Below are 19,015 nucleotides of genomic sequence, written 5' to 3'. Positions count from 1 at the left end.
GATTTTTTGGTACTTTTGAAAATGTAAAATCTTGCAGACTATTTGTATTTTTCTGACCTGCTTTTATGTAACAGTCCGGACGGCCTTTGCTCCCTGCGGCATCCCCTCCCGGAAACCTCTGTTTTCCGGTACAGACACGCTTCATAGGGCTGCATCTGTTTTCCCGGCTTCTTATAGTTCGACAGCACTCCCCCAAAGCCCTCCGGCCTGGGCGGGCGTTTGAGCGGCGCTTCACTGAGATTGCACTCTATATAGAAAACCTCGCCGTCAAGCTCACGGAACCAGGTAAACAGATTTTTGGCGGAACGGTTCGTTATCCGTATATCCCCATAGACGAGGGCCGGGTACTTTTTGCGCAGGGCTATGAGCTTTTTGTAAAAATAGTAAATAGAATCCCTGTCGTATTTCTGCTCTTCGGCCTCCTGCCAATCCATCATCGCCCTTGCATGATCTCTGGTTCCCGCCAGTATCTTGTCAAATGCGGCTTCTTCGCTCATTTCCCGGCAGAATTCTTCATACAGGTTCCGGCTTTCCACATCCCGGATCTGGGATATCTCCGTAAAAGATACATTGACGGCTCCCAGCTCCTGTCCCTGGTATAAAAACGGGGTGCCTTTCAGCGTGAACTGTATCATGCCAAGCAGCTTGCCGATGGCAAAACGGAAACGGGGATCTTCATTCACTTTAGAAATCATCCGGGGATTATCATGGTTCTCATAAAAAAGGGACATCCAGCAACGGTTCCCGTAACCCTCCATCCACTCCGTGTAATACTGCTTCAGATAGTTCAGATCATAACGGTATGCATCGAACCGGGTATGCCCCGGCGTCTCCAGATGATCAAAGGAAAACAGCATATCCAGTTCATGTCTGTCCTCCCCTGTGAGAAGCTTGCCCATCTGCATGCCGATTCCGGGCATTTCGCCCACGGAAAAGGCTTCATAAGGGTCAAACGCCCGGCAGCGCAGCTCACGCAGATAGTCATGGAGATGCGGCCCGTAAAAATAGTGTTCGATCCCCACGTATCCCAGCAGCTTTCCCACCGATTTATTCCCGTAGGGAAGGCCTTCTTCCTTGGAAATATAATTAATAACATCCAGACGGAAGCCGTCCACCCCTTTTTCCAGCCACCATTTCACCATGGCGATAATACTCTTACGCAGCCGGGGATTGTCCCAGTTGAGATCCATCTGTTTTGGCGAAAAAAGATGAAGCGCCCATTCATCCGTTTCCGGGATATAGCGCCATGCATCCCCGTACCTGCCCTGCCCGAAAAAGGAGGTCCAGTTATTCGGCTCCCGTCCGTCCTCGTTTTCCCGGAACAGATAATAATCATGATAAGGGCCGTATGGATCCCGCACCGCCTCCCGGAACCACTCATGCTCATCGGAGGTATGGTTTACCACCAGATCCATAATCAGGCGCATGCCGCGGCTGTGCAGCCCGGAAAGGAGGGCGTCAAATTCCTCCATGGTGCCGAATTCATGCAGGATCGTATAGTAGTCCCGGATATCATAGCCGTTGTCGTCATTGGGGGAATCGTAAATAGGGGAAAGCCATACCGCATCCACCCCAAGCCCGGAAAGATAATCCAGCTTTCCCAGGATCCCCTTCAAATCACCGGTACCGTCTTTATCTCCGTCACAGAAGCTCCGGGGATAAATCTGGTAGAAAACGGCTTCCTTCCACCATTTCCGCACAATCTGCGTATCTGTTTCCTCCGGGTAATCCATTTCTTCATTCAGCAGATGCAGAAACGTCTCCCAGAAGCTTTCGTCCAGTATTTTTTTCGTCAGGGCAGCCACTGTCTGCAATGAGAAGGATCCGGTTATCCGGTTGTCAACCATCCAATCCTGCATGCCTGTCTGCAGCATGATTTTTTTCAGGATATCATGGCCCGCCGGATGGGCATATACCTCACGAAGGCTGCTTTTCATAGTCATTTTCCCGTTCATGCCTTACTCTCCTTCCTCTGTGCGGATATCTCCCCGTTCCTTCAGTTCCTTCAGGATCCGGGCATACAGGCTGCTGTCTATTTTATATTTTTTCAGGTATAGCAGGAAACCTGCAAGGATACACAGCAAAGGGAAGATCATCATGGCAGTTTTCATCATAAGCAGCCCCCGGGGCGTCACCTGGGAGGCATCCTGCGCATCCTTGATTCCCGAAAGTATGACGGTTGCGCTCACGACACCGCTGGCAACGGCTCCTCCCATTTTATTGATGAACGGCTGGAGGGAAAAGGTAATGCTGTCGTTGCGCCTTCCGGATTTCCAAAAGCCGTATTCCACCGTATCCGCCAGAAACATCAGCATCATCAGCTGGATAAATGCCTGCCCGATAAAAAGAAGCACTCCCGCAATGCCGATAAACAGCATGGTGGTAAGCGGGGCAAAGAAAAAAATCACATAACCCGCAACCACCAGTCCGGTGGAAAAGGCGTACAGGGTTCTGCGCTCAAAATAACGGCTGACCCGGGGGAACACCGCCAGGGCCGCAATCTGGGAAACGCCCAGAATCAGCGCAAAAATAGAATACATCCCTTCATCCCCATAGGCATACTTGAAAAAATAAAGGCCGAAGCTCGTGGTGGTGGTATAGCCTATCATGAATAAGGCCATGGACACCGCCGTATACAATAGCTGGTCATTACCGAAGATCACCTTCAGAAGCTCCTTCAGGCTGGTATGGCTGTTCTGTGCCACAAGCTCCCGCGGTTCCCTGACACCGGCAAGCGTAATGCACTGGCCCGCCCACATGATCCCCACCACCAGCAGGGAAAAAGCGAAATACCCCTTCTGCATGCTGCCGAGGACATTGCCCAGCGCCGTAGTAATGGGTACAATACCCGCCACCACAAAGAACAGGCCCACATTGGCACAAATTCTCGCCACCGCACCAATCTGCTCTCTTTCTTTTTGCTCCAGGCTCAGAGAGGGCAGCATGGACCAATAGGAAATGTCGTTAGCGGTATAGGCAAGCCCCCAGGCTATATAAATCAGGGCAAACACCGCCACATACCCCGCCCCCCGAAGCCCGAAATCCGTGAAAAGCAGCACGGTCAACATCCCGGAAAGCAGCGCTCCCAGGGCTATCCATGGCTTGAACTTTCCGAACCGGGTGCTGGTATTATCCACCACCACCCCCATGATCGGGTCATTGAGCGCATCAAAAATACGGGCACAAAGAACAATGACCGTTATCCACCACAAAGCGGATGTGGGCAGTTCTATAATGTCCGTAAGATAATAAATCAGGTACATGCTCACCATGGAATAGACCATATCCCTGCCTATCGTGCCTAACCCGAACGTATACTTGTTGCGTTTCCGATTCTGTTTCACTTAACTCCCCCTTTGCTGTCCCCGCGGACCGTCTGTCTTTCCTGCTGCCTTGGCATCTATATTCAGCATCTATATTCATTATGCCCCAGAACGGACATGGTTGCAACTGATAATTGTGCAAAACAGCCAAGATCTCCCTGCTATCAGCATCCTCTCTCCATCCACAGGAAAAGGCCGCAGGAAGAACCGGCCATGCCAATCCCCTGCGGCCTTCCGGGCCGTTGATTCCTGCGTTATTCTATTTTTATGAAAGGGTTACTTTCCTGTCCCCAGCGCCCGGAGAAGATCCGCATCCGTCTGCAGGGCCTTACCGGTATCCGCGGTATTTTCCGCAGCCATAACCGATGCCTGGATAACAGAGATCACTTTTTGTATGCTGTCGTTGATCTCCGTAACCATAATCGTCTGTTCCTCTGTCATTTCCGAAATCTGTCCGGTCTTGGAGGACACCTCCTCCACACTCCTGCGTATGCTCTCCAAAGCGGAAGCCGTTTCCCCGGCAATATTATTGCCGTTTGTTATCGTATTGAGACATGTGCCGATAAGCTCCGTGGTGCTCTGGGCCGCCTCACTGCTTTTCACGGCCAGATTACGGACTTCATCCGCAACCACGGCGAAACCCTTGCCGGCAGTACCGGCCCTCGCGGCTTCCACCGCCGCATTCAACGCCAGGATATTCGTCTGTGATGCAATATCTTCAATGGTTTTGATGATTTTTTCTATCGAAACGGAGCTGTTATAAATATCCTCTATCGCTTTGAGCATATCGTTCATTTTCTGGCTTCCCAGCGCCACATTGGAACTCATTTCCTCGGACTCGGAACGCACCTTCAGGGAATAATCGGCCGTTTCCTTGATTTTAAGCAGAATATCCTTTATGGAAGATGAAAGCTCATTAATGAGATCCGTCTGTTCCGTCGCCCCGGAAGCCAAGGTATCCGCCTCTTCCGCCAGCCGTCCCGATTTTGCCATTATGCTGGAAGAAACCTCGTCCACCCGGGTAAGCGTATATCTTTGCTGCTCCATCGCTTTTTTCTCCGCTTCACGCTGCCGGTTTACGGTGGACAGCAGTTTTTCACTTTCCTTTTCTTTTTCCGTTGCTTTTTCCAGATATGCCACGCCATTGGATACACTGCGGTAAACAAGAACGGCACATACGATCATTCCCAAAAGGCATTCCAGCAAGGTAAAGGCATCCACGGGCAGGCTCCCGTTAATCAGCCACAGCAGGCCGGTCTGGACAGAAAAAAGAAGAATCGCCGCCGTGAACCCTATTTTCACCAGTTTTGGTTCAAAAAAGATTGCGGATATGGTTCCCGCGCAGATGAAAATGGGAATACTGGCAACTGCTTCTCCTCCCAGCAGGCAGACGATAAACACAATCACATTCAGGCCCACACAGAAAAAAACACAAAGGGGAACCTCCGGTATCCGGTTTCTCCCCAGGAAAACAGGCAGAATCAAAATCAGGGAAGTAAGCAGCAGAAGCCCGCCCACTAAAAAGGTCCCTTTCATACAATTGATTATAATAAATAAGGCGATTACAACACTCACAATTTTTGCACACAGGAGCAACATTTTTTCTCGGTTAACCATCTTTACTCTCTCCAATCTCTTCGATTCCTTTTTTGAATACAGCAGTACTGTAACAATATCTTCTTTCAACGTATTTTGTTCTTCTCTCCGATAAAGCATCCACCACCTTCTCATCCGTACCGGGCAGTCCCCCTTCAGGAAGCAATTATTCTTCAATTACTTATTTAATCGGATAAGATTCAAAAAAGTTAACGCAGGAAACAAAGAACGGCAGCCCGGGGGGCCGCCGTCCGTATCCGCTTCTCCTGATCCTGTGTCAGAAAGCTGTTATTATTTTCAAAATTTTCTTTTCAGCGAGGCAATCCATGTTTCGATTGCCTGTATCAATATATACTGCTGCTGCAAAACTGCTTTTCCGGTTTCCGGGATTTCCGGCATATCCTTTTTCCGGGCAATGTTTTCTTCGAGGTTTGCTTTCATCGTGATAACATTGTGTTCGATATTATCCAGACACCGCTTCTGCTTTTCAGGGGGCAGGCTGTCCAGGTTCACTATCACCGCATTAAAATCAAGAAATATATGGATGGGTTTTGCTGCTATATCCCCCATAAGCTTTTCAAATTCCGCCCCGCCCGCATCCGTTAACGAATAGACGGCTTTTTCCGCCATTTTCCCTTCTTTTACCATCGTGCTGCTGATATAGCCTTTTTCCTCCAGCTGGATTACCTTCTTATATATGGATGGAGTGCTGATTTTTACCCAGCGGGAAATGTTGCGGTACTCTACCGTTTTTTGGATATCGTAAGCACTTAACGGCTCTTTTTTCAGTATTCCCAATACAATCAAATCTATGGTGGCCATGATGTCCTCCTTTTCTTTTCCGCTCCTGCCGATATTCGGGGATTTCCGGCCGCTTACTATTTCTTTTGTTTCTTATTCTTCTTGACAAGTACTATAAATTATAGTACTATATGCCACGCAGATCAAGTACTATAATTTATAGTATTATAACTTACACTACACGAAAGGAGATTTACACATGAACGGAACTGACAGGAAAATGGAACTGCTGGGAAGCGCACCGATACCCAAAGCGCTTCTCGCCCTTGGGCTTCCCACCATGATCGGCATGATGATCAATGCCTTATACAATCTGGTGGATGCTTATTTTGTAGGAGGGCTGGGCACCAGCCAGATGGGAGCAATCACCGTGGCTTATCCCCTGGGACAGGTGGTGGTCGGCCTGGGCCTTTTGTTCGGAAACGGCGCCGCCTCCTATCTCTCCCGTCTATTGGGACGCGGAGAAAAAAATACGGCGGACAAGGTCGCCAGCACCGCCTTATACAGCAGCATAACCGTAGGCGCGGCGGTCATCATCTGCTCCCTGCTTTTTCTTAGTCCGCTGCTTAAGCTGCTGGGAGCGACTGAAAGCATCATGCCTTATGCGGTGTCCTATACGGGCATATATATCGCCTCCTCCATCTTCAATGTTTTTAATGTCACCATGAACAACATCGTATCAAGTGAAGGCGCCGCCAAAACCACCATGTGTGTACTCATGACCGGAGCCATACTGAATGTAATTCTGGATCCCCTCTTTATCTACGGCCTGCAGCTGGGCGTAGCCGGCGCCGCCATAGCAACCGCCCTTTCACAGCTGGTTTCCACGCTGGTATACTTATGCTATATTTTCCGAAAAAAAAGCGTATTTCACTTTCGTATCAAGGACTGCTGTTTTTCCAGGGAAATCATGTCGGAAATATTGAAAATAGGAATTCCCACTCTGGTATTCCAGCTGCTGACAAGCCTGTCCATTACCCTCATCAACAGCACGGCAAAAGAGTATGGGGATTCCGTACTCGCCGCAATGGGGCCGGTGACGCGGATTATGTCTGTGGGAAGCCTTATGGTATTCGGCTTTATCAAAGGCTTCCAGCCTATTGCCGGCTACAGCTGCGGCTCCCGCAATTACAGCCGTCTGCGGGAAGCCATTAACACGTCCATCCTGTGGTCCACGCTGTTTTGCACCGTTTTCGGTCTGGCCGCCGCCCTTTTCTCCCCGGCAATCCTTGCCCGGTTCACAAAAGGGGATATGGATATGATACGGGTGGGACAGGCCGCCCTGCGGGCAAACGGCCTTTCCTTCCTCCCCTTTGGTTTCTACACGGTATATTCCTCCCTTTTCCTGGCTATGGGCAAAGCAAAGGAGGGCTGTATCCTCGGCGCCTGCAGGCAGGGAATCTGCTTTGTGCCCGTCATCCTGCTTCTTCCGTCCCTGTTCGGTATCAACGGCATTATTTATGCCCAGCCGATTGCAGATGTCCTCTCCGCTGCCGTCACGGTAATCATGGCCGTTCAGCTTCACAGAGAGCTGTCACGCACCGTACCGGCAGCGCCTGACAGAGAACCGGCGGCCTGAAAAAGATGCGAAAAATAAAATTTCATGCATAATAATATATTCTATGGTAAAATAGGTGCAGCATAAACTTATACAACGGAAGGAAAAACCATGAACCCGACCCGCATCCTGTTGATCCATACGGAAGAAACACGTACCCATTTCCGTTCCATCGGCATTGTTGAAAATGAACCCCTGGACACAGAAATCTTATATACAGTCCTCACACAGGACGGCCATACCGTCCGCATTTACGATCCCGACCGGGAGCAGACAGGCTATGAACAGGTATTGTCCGCCTTTGCTCCCCGGCTGGTCTATGCGGACGGCGTTGTCAAACAGGTTCCCTATATGCTGGATTATATGAAAAGGACCAAGGCTTATTCTCCCCGGATAACCACCGTACTGGGAGGGATTTTTGCAGAGCACAATTACGCATACCTCTATGCGGATACCGTGGATTATATCTGCCGTTCTTATGATCCCGCCGTGCTCTCCGCCGTCGCCTCCCTGCAGACAGAACCGGAAATCCAAACAGACCGGCTGGAAGCGCTGAACGGCCTCTGCTTCCGGAAGGGAGACGGCAGCTGGGCGGAAAATACCATTACCCCCTATGATATTAACTGTCTTCCCCGGCACATTGACCGTTCCCATTTTTACCGGTATCAATCCTGTTTCCGCCTGCTCAGGCACAACCCCCTTGCCTGTGTCCGTTTTGCGTATTCCTGCTCCCACAAATGTACTTTCTGCTACCGTACCATGATGAACTGCGGCCGCTATATACATAAGGATATACAGCGTTTTGCAGAGGAAATCCAGGCAGTCCGGAGCGATACCATTTATATTGTGGATGATAATTTTCTCGTGGATCCTGCGGTCATTTCCGAATTCATTGCCTGGATACGCCGCCTTGGAATCCGAAAAAATTATATTTGCTACGGCAGGTGTGATTTTATCCTCAATAATAAAGAACTTATCAGAGAGCTTACCCAAATCGGCTTCCGTTACTTTATCGTCGGCTTCGAAGCCGTCCGGGACAACTACCTGGAAAAATATGATAAAAAAATAGCTGTGGAAGACAGCCTTTCCTGTATCCGCTTTCTGAAAAGCATCCATGCGGGCCTCTATGCCATGATGATAATTGACACCGACTTCACGGCAGGGGATTTTACTTCCATGTACCGCTGGGTGAAAGAACAGGAGCTGGAATACGTCATTCCCTCCATCATCACCCCGCTTCCGGGAACCCCGATGTATGACCGCTGCCAAAAAGACCTGCTCACCCGCGACTGGCGCAAATGGGACTACACCCATGTCCTCCTCCCCCCTGCCCACATGAGCGTCCCCGCCTTCTACCTGCGCTACCATATCCTTGTCCTCCGGCTGTTTTTCCTCGCACGCCGCTACGGCTCCTATGACTTTATAAACGCCCCGAAGCTGATCGCCCGCTTTCTTCTGGGCCGGTAAAGGGGATGCCGCAGGACACAAAGGGCCGTCTGAACGGTTACGTGCGGTAACAATTCCTGGTGAATCCGGAAAAGAAATCTCTTTCCCTTTTCCGCAATATCCTATATAATAGACTGCAAAGGGAAATTACAGAAGAATGTGCGTCACAGTTCAGGAGCGTCTGAACTGTCAGGAATGTGCGGGAGGGACCGGATGGTTCTTTCCGCCTTGGCTTGCGTGCAGACGCATGTACCAGTTTTCCCCGTAAGCTGGCTGCCGTCCTGGCAGCAGAATGGAGGAATTATGTCACAAAGAACAGATATCCACAAAGTACTGATCATCGGCTCCGGCCCCATCATCATCGGCCAGGCCTGCGAATTCGATTATTCCGGTACCCAGGCCTGCAAGGCGCTGCGTAAACTGGGCTATGAGATCGTTCTTGTCAATTCCAATCCGGCAACAATCATGACGGATCCGGAAACAGCAGATGTAACCTATATTGAGCCGCTTAACGTTGAACGGCTGGAGCAGATTATTGCCAAAGAGAGGCCCGATGCCCTGCTTCCCAATCTGGGCGGGCAGTCCGGGCTGAATCTGTGTTCGGAGCTGAACAAAGCCGGAATCCTGGAAAAATATGATGTGAAAGTCATCGGCGTCCAGGTGGATGCCATCGAACGGGGTGAGGATCGGATAGAATTCAAAAAAGCCATGAATGAGCTGGGGATTGAAATGGCCCGCAGTGAGGTTGCCTACAGTGTTGAAGAAGCGCTGGCTATCGCTGACCGTCTGGGCTATCCCGTAGTCCTCCGTCCGGCTTATACCATGGGCGGTGCAGGCGGCGGACTTGTTTACAATGTGGACGAGCTGAAAACAGTTTGTGCCAGAGGCCTGCAGGCCAGCCTTGTGGGACAGGTTCTTGTTGAGGAATCCATACTCGGCTGGGAAGAACTGGAACTGGAAATTGTCAGAGACTGTGAAAACAACATGATCACCGTCTGCTTTATTGAAAATATCGATCCTCTGGGTGTGCATACCGGCGATTCCTTCTGCTCCGCCCCCATGCTCACGATTTCCCGGGAATGCCAGAAACGTCTGCAGGAGCAGGCTTATAAGATTGTGGAAAGCGTCCAGGTTATCGGCGGCACCAACGTACAGTTTGCCCATGATCCGGAAACCGACCGTATCGTTGTTATTGAAATCAACCCCAGGACCTCCCGTTCTTCCGCATTGGCCTCCAAAGCCACCGGTTTTCCCATCGCACTGGTATCCGCCATGCTCGCCTGCGGCCTTACCCTGAAGGATATTCCCTGCGGGAAATACGGAACGCTGGACAAATACGTGCCTGACGGCGATTATGTGGTTATCAAATTTGCCCGCTGGGCCTTTGAAAAGTTCAAGGGTGTGGAGGACAAGCTGGGCACCCAGATGCGTGCGGTAGGCGAAGTCATGAGCATCGGCAAAACTTATAAGGAAGCCTTCCAGAAGGCAATCCGCAGCCTGGAAACCGGGCGCTACGGCCTGGGCAACGCCGGGAACCTGGGAAGCAAGACGAAGGAACAGCTCCTCACCCTTCTGATCACCCCTTCCAGCGAACGGCATTTCATCATGTATGAAGCTCTCCGCAAAGGCGCTTCCATTGACGAAATCCATGAAATCACCAAGGTAAAGACCTACTTTATCCAGCAGATGAAGGAGCTGGTGGAGGAGGAGGAAGCCCTGGCCGCCGGCAAAGGAAGCCTTCCTTCCGATGAAAACCTCATCGCTGCCAAAAAAGACGGCTTTTCCGATAAATACTTAAGCCAGATCCTTGCAGTTCCGGAAGCGGATATCCGCAGCCGCCGTATCGAACTGGGCATAGAAGAAACCTGGGAGGGCGTCCATGTAAGCGGCACTCCGGACAGCGCCTACTACTTCTCCACTTACAACGGAGAGGATAAAAACCCGATAAATTCCGATAAGCCCAAGGTAATGATTCTGGGCGGCGGCCCCAACCGTATCGGTCAGGGCATCGAATTCGATTACTGCTGCGTCCATGCGTCCCTGGCACTGAAAAATCTGGGCTTTGAGACGATTATCGTCAACTGTAACCCGGAGACCGTGTCCACGGATTACGACACCTCGGATAAGCTCTATTTTGAGCCTCTGACGCTGGAGGATGTTCTGAGTATTTATAAAAAAGAAAAACCGGTGGGTGTCATTGCCCAGTTCGGCGGCCAGACACCGCTGAATCTGGCGAACGAGCTGGAAAAGAACGGCGTGAAGATTCTCGGCACCGCCCCTTCCGTGATCGATCTGGCGGAAGACAGGGATCTGTTCCGTGCCATGATGGAAAAGCTGGAAATTCCCATGCCGGAATCAGGCATGGCCACCACGGTGGAAGAAGCGCTGGCCATCGCCGGAAAAATTGGATATCCCGTTATGGTCCGCCCTTCCTATGTATTGGGCGGCAGAGGGATGGAAGTGGTTTATGACGAGGAAAGCATGGCCGGCTATATGAAGGCCGCAGTCGGAGTAACCCCGGACCGCCCCATCCTGATCGACCGTTTCCTGAACCATGCCATGGAATGTGAAGCGGATGCCATCAGCGACGGCACACATGCCTTTGTTCCTGCAGTAATGGAACATATTGAGCTGGCAGGCGTGCATTCCGGGGATTCCGCATGTATCATTCCTTCCGTGCATATATCTGCGGAGAATGTGGAAACAATCAAAGAATATACCAGAAAAATTGCGGAAGAAATGCATGTCAAGGGTCTGATGAACATGCAGTATGCCATCGAAAACGGAACAGTCTATGTGCTGGAGGCCAATCCCCGCGCATCCCGTACGGTCCCGTTGGTATCCAAGGTCTGCAACATACGCATGGTGCCGCTTGCCATCGATATCATCACCTCCGAACTGACCGGAAAGCCCTCTCCCGTGCCTGCTCTGCAGGAACAGCATATCCCCTATTTCGGGATAAAGGAAGCGGTATTCCCTTTCAATATGTTCCCGGAGGTGGATCCTGTCCTCGGACCGGAAATGCGCTCCACCGGCGAAGTGCTGGGCCTGTCTTATTCCTACGGGGAAGCCTTCTATAAGGCCCAGGAAGCCACACAGTCCCGTCTTCCCCTGGAAGGCACCGTATTGATTTCCGTTAACCGCAAGGATAAGGAAGAGGTTGTGGAGGTCGCACAGGCTTTCGCAGATGCCGGCTTCCATATCGCAGCCACGAAGAACACCTGCAGCCTGATCCGGGAAGCCGGCATTGAAGCTGAAAAGGTCAATAAGCTTTATGAGGGACGGCCTAACATCCTGGATCTCATAACCAACGGCAAAATCCAGCTTGTGGTGAATTCTCCCGTGGGCAAGGAAAGCGTGCACGACGACAGCTATCTGCGTAAGGCCGCCATCAAGGCAAAAATCCCCTATATGACCACCATTGCGGCGGCGAAAGCAACCGCAAACGGTATCAAATATGTGAAGGAACATGGCAACGGGGATGTGAAATCCATTCAAGAGCTTCACAGAGAAATCGAGGAAAGATAATACCGCTAAAAACCGGAACAGTACCTGTTGCACCCCCAGCTCTGCGGGACAGTTACTGCTGCCGAAGAGAAAAGCCCTGCGCGTATTTCCGGGTGCATCCTTAACCCGGAACACGTACAGGGCTTCTTTTTTCTGGTTTATAATAATCCGTATGGGATATCTGCTGCCCCATACCGGTTTGCCGGATTTCCGGTCACCACGATGCGCAGATGGTTCTCCCCTTCCTCCAACAGGCCGGACAGTTCTATTTCATGGGGATTCCATAACGTAACACCGGCAAAACGGCCGTTAACGTAATATTCCACCATTTCTTCCGCCGCCGTATGCAGCACCCATCTCTTTTTTTTGTCTCTTTCCTTTTCCCAATAGAAGGTTCCTTCATATTCCTTTTGAAGATCATGGGGTTTCTCCCCGATAAGCTTCCAGCCGCGGATCCGGATCTCTTCTTTTTCCGCCCGGTACCGGAAACCTGCTTCCCGGAATTCTTCCTCCGTACATAAAAGCAAAAGCAGGCTTTCCCTTCTCCCGAGTTCCAGCGGAAAGGCCAAATACCCCTCCTGCTGCCGGACGAGGATCCCATAGTATTCATTCTTCCAGAGATCGCAGGCGGCAAGGCAGCAATTCTTATCTTCCGTTATCTTGATTTCCGCCGTTTCTGAAATCGTCTCTTCCCCTTCATTCACCAGGAAGAAGCATTCCTTTCCCTCCTTGATGAAATGGGTGAGCCGAAGGGAGGGACAGGGCTTTTGCAGACGCATATCCTGCCGTCCCGCTTCCGCCGCAGAGCGGATCCGTTTCACTCCGGGCATCCGCTCCCGCAGCTGCTCCTGCAGCCGCCCGTATTTCTCCTCCCCAAACATACAGTCATAAGTCTGATCCCCACATAGCAGCTTTCCGTTTTCTTCCCTGCAGGCTTCCAGAAAGCGCAGGGGAAGGTAATTGAATTCCACCTGGCTTTCATAAAATTCCCGCATTTCCTTCCAGTGCAAATCCCTGTTATCACATAATACCGCCACCCGGGCACAGTTCTTCACATCCGTCCCCATATAGGACAGGCGGCTCATATAACCGGAAATCTGCCGGTAACGGCCCCACCAGATACTGTTTGGCCCCACATCCGGTGGACGTTCCTCCTTTCTGGCGCCTTCAATGCTGTAATAAAACGCATGGGGGATAAACAGGTTTACGCCCCGGGCCGCCAGCCAGTCCAGATACCACTTCATATCGCTGCCGGTAAAGTACCAGGGGACCTGCCTGCCTCCTTCCGACCTGTTGCATGCCCCAAAGCACTCATTGGAATTGCGGCGCCTTCCCATCAGCCTTGCGGCATCGGAGGAGCATTTTCCCATGACGCTGTCCATTCCCTCCAGGCCGCCTTTTTCCGGAGCCACCCAGCGCAGGGCCAGATCCTGCCCCGGAACCCCGAAAAACTGCTGTACATCAATATCATCGCTCTGATGGGGATGTCCCATGAGCGCGATGCCATGCGCCTCACACCAGGCGGAAAGCTTTCCGTAATAAACCCGGCCTTCCCTGTCCGTAATTACCTGACGGTAAATAGCTGTCGTCCTGTTTTCCTTTCCTTCAAAAAGAGCTGCCAACTCTTCCGGCCTGCCCCCGCGGCTGCAGATTTCCTCCTCCAGTCCCGGTGTCCAGGGAAAGAAAGGCTTTTCCGGGGTACCCAGGCCGTTTCTGCCCAGAATACTGGGTTCATCGGTAAAAAAACCGATTACCGTGGTACCGAAGTACTCCTTCAAAACCGCATAGTAACGTTCATGGGTCAGCTGAAGGAATAAATCCACCGCCGCCGGATTCAGGATATCCGCACTTAACGGTGCCTTTGCTTCTCCGTCATCCTCGCCGAAATGAATCCCCCGGATAGTTCCCCGGTTATGCCTGCACACCAGGAATTTTCCGTCGGCAAGCCGGGCCACAGGACGTTCCTCAGGGGGATGCCCTTGCGTATTCCAGCTGTCCTCCAGCGTAAGCCCCACAGAAGCCAGCGCCGGATCCGCCGCCGCAATCATGCCATGGGCCGAACCGGAAGGGTACATGCCTTCGTCATACAGCACCACCTGCATCCCTTCTTCCCGCGCCGTTTCCACCGCTGTTTTCACATAATGCATAAAGATATCCGACAAATACGGAATGCTTTCCGGAATCCCCATCCTGGGATGCAGGACAAAACCATAAATCCCCTTCTCCTTAAAGTCCCTGATTTGGCGGATAATTTCCTCATCCGTAAAATCACCGTTAAAAAACCAGAAGGGAAATGCGGTATATTCCCTGTCCGGATTTTTAAATTTTTCAGTTAAAATCGATAATCCCATATGTTTCCCCTTTTATGTAAGCGTTTACACACAGTATACCATAACCTCCGCTCTTTTTTAAAGTGGTATTTTGGGCTGTTCCGCATAAATTTAATCCAGGGTGTATTGTTTTATAATCCCCTTTCCGCTGTTTTTGGCGTCATACAGCGCATAATCGGCGGCCTTCAGCAGCGGCCCGCAGCTGTCAAGGCCGTCCCCGTACCAGGCCAGCCCGGCGGATATGGCAAGCCTGCCCTTGCTTCCGTCCGGGAACAGGATTTCCGTCATATCCAGCCTGGCGTAAAATTCCTCCATATAATTGGCAAGCTCCGCCTTAGAGGAAAAATGATGGAGAAACAGACAGAACTCATCTCCCGATCGGCGTGCTGCAATTCCTCGGTCGCCATTACTCGTTTCCAGGATGCCGGCACAGATCCGCAGATATTCATCTCCCCAATCATGGCCGTAGCTGTCGTTTATGTGCTTGAAATTATCCAGATCCAGCATTACCATGGCGGCAACACCGAAACCGCCCTTTTTCAGGACAAGGGTTGCTTCTTTTTTGAAGGTATCAATGTTGCAGAGGCCGGTAAGGGAATCATAATCCCTTTCGTGCAGGATTTTCTGCTTTTCCCGGATATCCCTGGTAACATCTGCCACCACGCCGAAGGTTCCGGTTTCATCCGAATTCATACGGATGCTGATCCACTTTTCCGGGGCATCGGACAAGCGGTAAATATCCCGTTCCCCTTCCTCCGGTCTGCCAAGGATTTCCTCCAGGCGCTTTTCAAACCGTTCTTTTTCCCGGTAAAGGCTTTGTGCTTCCTCCTCCGTCCAGCCGAATACCTGGCGCACCCTGCCGGTCGCCATAACCTCCCTGCCGTCCCTCCCATATTCAAATACGCCTATCGGCATATCCACCATATCAATTACCTGGGATACCCGAACCGTAGCACTGAGTATACCTGCAACCATTTTGTTGATTCCGGAGCTAAGCTGGCGGAATTCCGGATTGTTGTCCACATCCACCACCGTATTCAGATCCCCTTCGGTAATCCGCTCCAAATCACCGGTGATCCGATGGATCCCGTTCACAATCTGTGCCTTCAGCAGGCGGTTGATCAGGGATATCATCACGAGGGAGATAAATACCAGAAAAACCGTGGTGAGGATGATCTGCCGGTTCCTGTCCTCATAAAGCGCCCCCGCTTCTTTTCCGATTCCCAGAACCATATTGTCGTATTCCTTCGTTACAAAAAACACATTTGTTCCTTCAGATTGCATAAATCCGCCGCCGGAAAGGGTTTTCACATCCTCTATGTCGAAACCAAACGAAGAAAGCTCCCTTTCCTCTGTATTGCCATTGCGGCAGATCAGAACCTTTCCCGTTTCCGTATTCACTGCAAACAGCGTGCTGCCCGCCTCAACAGGCATTCTTGCAAGTATGTAATCCAGCTGGTTCCTTTTCTGGGCCTCCAGCATTCTGGTGGGAGCCATCCCCACCTGGACGATTCCTTTTTGATCCTGTCTGGGCACGCCGATATACTGGAAAATCTTCTGTTCATAACCGTTGGGCCGTATATCCTGCACAAGGCACGACTCCGGATCCTCTAAAATCGCCAGAAACTCCTTCGTTTGATCCGTGTCATGAAAATCCATGCCGAAGTATTTGGGAATGCTGCCTGCAAACAAAATTCCGTTTTCATCAATCACATGCAGTTCGTCCACATTCAGAAGCGTTGCGATCCGCTCAAGCTCCGGCTGGCTGTTCAGTACCTCCGGGTTCTGCTCGATGATATAGGCAAACGCATAAGCTCTGGTAAGGTAATCCTCATCCAGGCTTTCCTTCAGATTTTCCAGCTCCACCTCATTGTTCTCCAGCGTCTGTATGATCTGATCCAGCTTCATCTGTGATTTTTCCGTCATCTGCTTCCTCGCATTATATTCCTGGAAAAACCAGTTTACTCCGAATATGGCCATCAGGGCCACAATGACCACAACACTGATATAGCGGGTAAAGATTTTCTGCATGGGATGCTCCTTTTCCATGTATTCCTTCTATCAGTATATGGTTCCGTCTGTTATAATTCAAGGGATGTACCTGTTTTTTTGGTTTTTTCTCCTGTTTGGGTATGGCAGCACCATGGCAATCAGGAAAAAGAACCTTTTATAAAGCATAACCGTTTTCTAAAAAGTTTGTCACATATTGCAGAAGCCGCCGTCTAACAATATAAAGGAGGAAAAAATCGATGAACAACCAACCAGAAATCACAGCCGCCGTGGAAAAAGCGGTGTCGGGCGACCGCAGGGCGCTGGAAGAACTGCTGACGGGAATTCAGGATCCTGTCTTTCATCTGTCCCTGCGCATGCTGGGAACGGTGCCGGATGCGGAGGATGCCGCCCAGGAAATTCTTTTAAAGGTAATGACACATCTGTCTTCATTCCTTGGTGAAAGCGCTTTCACCACATGGGTTTTCCGAATTGCCGTCAATCACCTGAAGGATTACAAAAAGCATATGTTTGCCAACCGGCCTTTAAGCTTTGAATTCTACGGAGCGGATATCGACAGCGGAAAGGAACGGGATCTCCCTGCCCTCTCCCCTGATCTGGATCACGATCTGCTGGAACAGGAGCTGAAGCTTTCCTGTACCAACGTCATGCTGCAATGTCTGGATCCGGAAAGCCGCTGTATTTTCGTCCTGGGCACTATGTTCCGGGCGGACAGCCGGATAGCCGGTGAGATTCTGGATATGTCCGCTGAAAATTACCGTCAGAAGCTCTCCCGGATCCGAAAAAAAATGTCCGCTTTCCTGAATGAATACTGCGGCCTTGCCGGTGGGAAATGTTCCTGCAAAAGAAGGATTCCTTACGCTGCCGCCACACACCGCATCTATCCGGAAGCTGCGGAATATTCCCCGCTGGCCGTCCCCAACCCGGAAGCGGAAGAATTTGTAAAAAACATGGAGGAGATCGATGATCTTTCCCTGCTTTTTTCTTCTCTCCCCTCCTTCCGGACCACCGAAAAAGCCAGGAAATTCCTGTCCGACTTTCTGCAATCGGACAAATGCAGCTATATTATGAATGCATAAGGAGACAGATAGAAATGAATGACAACTGTATGCTGCCCTTTTTAACTGCCCTGAAGGAAAATAACAGCAAAGAATGGCTGAGCGGCAATAAAAGCTGGCAAAGGGAAGCGAATGCCGATTTTGAAACCCTGTTGTGCCGGATCCTTTCCGGGCTTTCCGCCGCAGGCTGTCCCATGTCCGGCGGACATGACGTGAAAGATTTTATCCTGCGGTATGCCAGGGATACCCGGTTCAGCCATGACAAATCCCCCTACCATACTTCCTTAAGAGCCCATATATCCCCCGCCGGGCGCCTTCCCATTCCGGTAGGTTTTTATGTGCATATTGAACCGGGAAACAGCTTTCTCGGAGGCGGCCTGTTCGCTTCCCAGTTTAAAGAGGCTACCTCTATGATACGCCGCCGCATTGCCACCCAAGGAGAGCAATGGGAAGCTATCCTTACGGATCCGGCCTTTACGGAAAACTTTACCCTGATCGGGGAAAAACTGAAAAAGGTTCCGAAGGATTATGAGGAAACGCTTTCCACCGCTGAATATCTGAAGCATAAAAGCTGGGCAATTGAATATCCCGTATCCGACAAAGAGCTGGAAAATGCCGAATGCTTTGCCCGGAATGCCGCCGCCGTATTTCTGCAGATGCGGCCCTTTAATGACTTCCTGAATCAGGCGCTGGCAGGCTTCCGTATGCCGGAAAGGGGCTGATTCCCCATCTGGGAAAGAAAAACACAGAGACCTTACCGGCCCCTGTGCTTTTCTTTCCTTTTTTGCTGCTTGCGCGCAAAGCGCTGCTCTTTCTCAGCTTCTTTCTGTTCCCTGCTGTAAATGCGGCGCTCCGTTTTTGCAAGCTCCTGCTGCAGCTTTAAAGCCTGCTGGGACTTCGTCCCGATGCCCGGTTCCTTAAGTTCCCGGCCGGCTATCCGCTGCATCCGTTTGGGATTGGATCCCGTTTCTTTTACTACCGTTTTCACTGACGGGCTGAACCGCAGCTTATCATAATTTTCCAACAGGAATGCAAGCACCTCATACTCCTTTGGCTCCGCTCCAAACGTCACCTTGGAAACCGATACGCAGTCCTCCCGGATGCGCTCAAAAATGCCCACCCAGAAGGGTTCCTCAAAAAACACCTTCAGTTTGACCGATGCCGATACTTTGTCCATGACATATCCTCCTTAATGCATGTGATGAACAAAGAACGGACGACCCAAGGAGGGAGGGTTACTGACAGCGCTTTTATGAATATTGTCCGCTGCGCCCGGACTACCTACCGGGACTGTGTTTTTATCTTTGTGGGAATATTATAGCACATTCTGACACTGTGTGGGAAATGCTATTTATGCATTAGGTTATCTGTCTGTGAAATCCCCCC

12 protein-coding genes are annotated in these 19,015 nt (G+C 50.9%); 5 read left to right on the top strand and 7 right to left on the bottom strand.

Annotated features, from left to right (window positions below; translation table 11 throughout):
• Window positions 1-38 precede the first annotated feature (38 nt).
• The 4 genes from DXA36_RS00355 to DXA36_RS00340 form a co-directional block, all read right to left on the bottom strand.
• The gene (locus tag DXA36_RS00355; RefSeq protein WP_118675715.1) at window positions 39-1,955 is read right to left on the bottom strand and encodes an alpha-glucosidase; all 1,917 of its coding nucleotides are present in this window, start codon (window positions 1,953-1,955) and stop codon (window positions 39-41) included.
• A 3-nt stretch (window positions 1,956-1,958) separates the two neighbouring features.
• Window positions 1,959-3,344: a glycoside-pentoside-hexuronide (GPH):cation symporter gene (locus DXA36_RS00350; protein WP_118675714.1), complete on the bottom strand. Its 1,386-nt coding sequence runs from the start codon at window positions 3,342-3,344 to the stop codon at window positions 1,959-1,961.
• A 255-nt stretch (window positions 3,345-3,599) separates the two neighbouring features.
• On the bottom strand, window positions 3,600-4,940 hold the full coding sequence (locus DXA36_RS00345; RefSeq protein WP_182478849.1) for a methyl-accepting chemotaxis protein: 1,341 nt from the start codon (window positions 4,938-4,940) through the stop codon (window positions 3,600-3,602).
• Between the two features lie 276 nt (window positions 4,941-5,216).
• A complete protein-coding gene (locus DXA36_RS00340; protein WP_118675712.1) occupies window positions 5,217-5,741 on the bottom strand; it encodes a PadR family transcriptional regulator in 525 nt (174 codons plus the stop codon).
• Window positions 5,742-5,919: 178 nt separating this feature from the next.
• Between DXA36_RS00340 and DXA36_RS00335 the strand changes: the two genes are divergently transcribed.
• From DXA36_RS00335 to carB, 3 genes are all read left to right on the top strand, one after another.
• Complete coding sequence (locus tag DXA36_RS00335; protein WP_118675711.1) at window positions 5,920-7,299, top strand: MATE family efflux transporter; 1,380 nt, start codon at window positions 5,920-5,922, stop codon at window positions 7,297-7,299.
• Window positions 7,300-7,389: 90 nt separating this feature from the next.
• Window positions 7,390-8,745, top strand: a complete 1,356-nt coding sequence (locus DXA36_RS00330; RefSeq protein ID WP_118675710.1) for a B12-binding domain-containing radical SAM protein — start codon at window positions 7,390-7,392, stop codon at window positions 8,743-8,745.
• Between the two features lie 282 nt (window positions 8,746-9,027).
• Complete coding sequence (gene carB / locus DXA36_RS00325; RefSeq protein ID WP_118676345.1) at window positions 9,028-12,252, top strand: carbamoyl-phosphate synthase large subunit; 3,225 nt, start codon at window positions 9,028-9,030, stop codon at window positions 12,250-12,252.
• A 137-nt stretch (window positions 12,253-12,389) separates the two neighbouring features.
• Here carB and DXA36_RS00320 read toward each other — a convergent pair whose 3' ends face one another.
• Window positions 12,390-14,582, bottom strand: a complete 2,193-nt coding sequence (locus tag DXA36_RS00320; RefSeq protein WP_118675709.1) for a hypothetical protein — start codon at window positions 14,580-14,582, stop codon at window positions 12,390-12,392.
• Window positions 14,583-14,672: 90 nt separating this feature from the next.
• Entirely contained in the window at window positions 14,673-16,610 is a 1,938-nt protein-coding gene (locus DXA36_RS00315; protein WP_118675708.1) for a GGDEF domain-containing protein, read from the bottom strand.
• 200 nt (window positions 16,611-16,810) lie between these two features.
• Here DXA36_RS00315 and DXA36_RS00310 point away from each other — a divergent pair, with 200 nt between their 5' ends.
• Together DXA36_RS00310 and DXA36_RS00305 are read left to right on the top strand one after the other, a co-directional pair.
• Window positions 16,811-17,650, top strand: coding sequence for an RNA polymerase sigma factor (locus tag DXA36_RS00310; RefSeq protein WP_118675707.1), 840 nt, complete (start codon window positions 16,811-16,813; stop codon window positions 17,648-17,650).
• Between the two features lie 14 nt (window positions 17,651-17,664).
• On the top strand, window positions 17,665-18,351 hold the full coding sequence (locus DXA36_RS00305) for a DUF2461 domain-containing protein (RefSeq protein ID WP_118675706.1): 687 nt from the start codon (window positions 17,665-17,667) through the stop codon (window positions 18,349-18,351).
• A gap of 32 nt (window positions 18,352-18,383) precedes the next feature.
• Here the strand turns inward: DXA36_RS00305 and DXA36_RS00300 are convergent, their stop codons facing one another.
• On the bottom strand, window positions 18,384-18,806 hold the full coding sequence (locus DXA36_RS00300; protein WP_118675705.1) for a YjdF family protein: 423 nt from the start codon (window positions 18,804-18,806) through the stop codon (window positions 18,384-18,386).
• Window positions 18,807-19,015 lie beyond the last annotated feature (209 nt).

The organism is Eisenbergiella sp. OF01-20 (assembly GCF_003478085.1).
GTDB lineage: Bacteria > Bacillota > Clostridia > Lachnospirales > Lachnospiraceae > Eisenbergiella.
This window is presented reverse-complemented; position numbering and strand designations above follow the sequence as displayed.

Bases quoted from the DNA above. Each gene is read 5' to 3' on its own strand.
- DXA36_RS00355 (WP_118675715.1), bottom strand. From the start codon at position 1,955: ATGAACGGGAAAATGACTATGAAAAGCAGCCTTCGTGAGGTATATGCC.
- DXA36_RS00345 (WP_182478849.1), bottom strand. From the start codon at position 4,940: ATGGTTAACCGAGAAAAAATGTTGCTCCTGTGTGCAAAAATTGTGAGT.
- DXA36_RS00340 (WP_118675712.1), bottom strand. From the start codon at position 5,741: ATGGCCACCATAGATTTGATTGTATTGGGAATACTGAAAAAAGAGCCG.
- DXA36_RS00335 (WP_118675711.1), top strand. From the start codon at position 5,920: ATGAACGGAACTGACAGGAAAATGGAACTGCTGGGAAGCGCACCGATA.
- DXA36_RS00330 (WP_118675710.1), top strand. From the start codon at position 7,390: ATGAACCCGACCCGCATCCTGTTGATCCATACGGAAGAAACACGTACC.
- carB (WP_118676345.1), top strand. From the start codon at position 9,028: ATGTCACAAAGAACAGATATCCACAAAGTACTGATCATCGGCTCCGGC.
- DXA36_RS00320 (WP_118675709.1), bottom strand. From the start codon at position 14,582: ATGGGATTATCGATTTTAACTGAAAAATTTAAAAATCCGGACAGGGAA.
- DXA36_RS00315 (WP_118675708.1), bottom strand. From the start codon at position 16,610: ATGGAAAAGGAGCATCCCATGCAGAAAATCTTTACCCGCTATATCAGT.
- DXA36_RS00310 (WP_118675707.1), top strand. From the start codon at position 16,811: ATGAACAACCAACCAGAAATCACAGCCGCCGTGGAAAAAGCGGTGTCG.
- DXA36_RS00305 (WP_118675706.1), top strand. From the start codon at position 17,665: ATGAATGACAACTGTATGCTGCCCTTTTTAACTGCCCTGAAGGAAAAT.
- DXA36_RS00300 (WP_118675705.1), bottom strand. From the start codon at position 18,806: ATGGACAAAGTATCGGCATCGGTCAAACTGAAGGTGTTTTTTGAGGAA.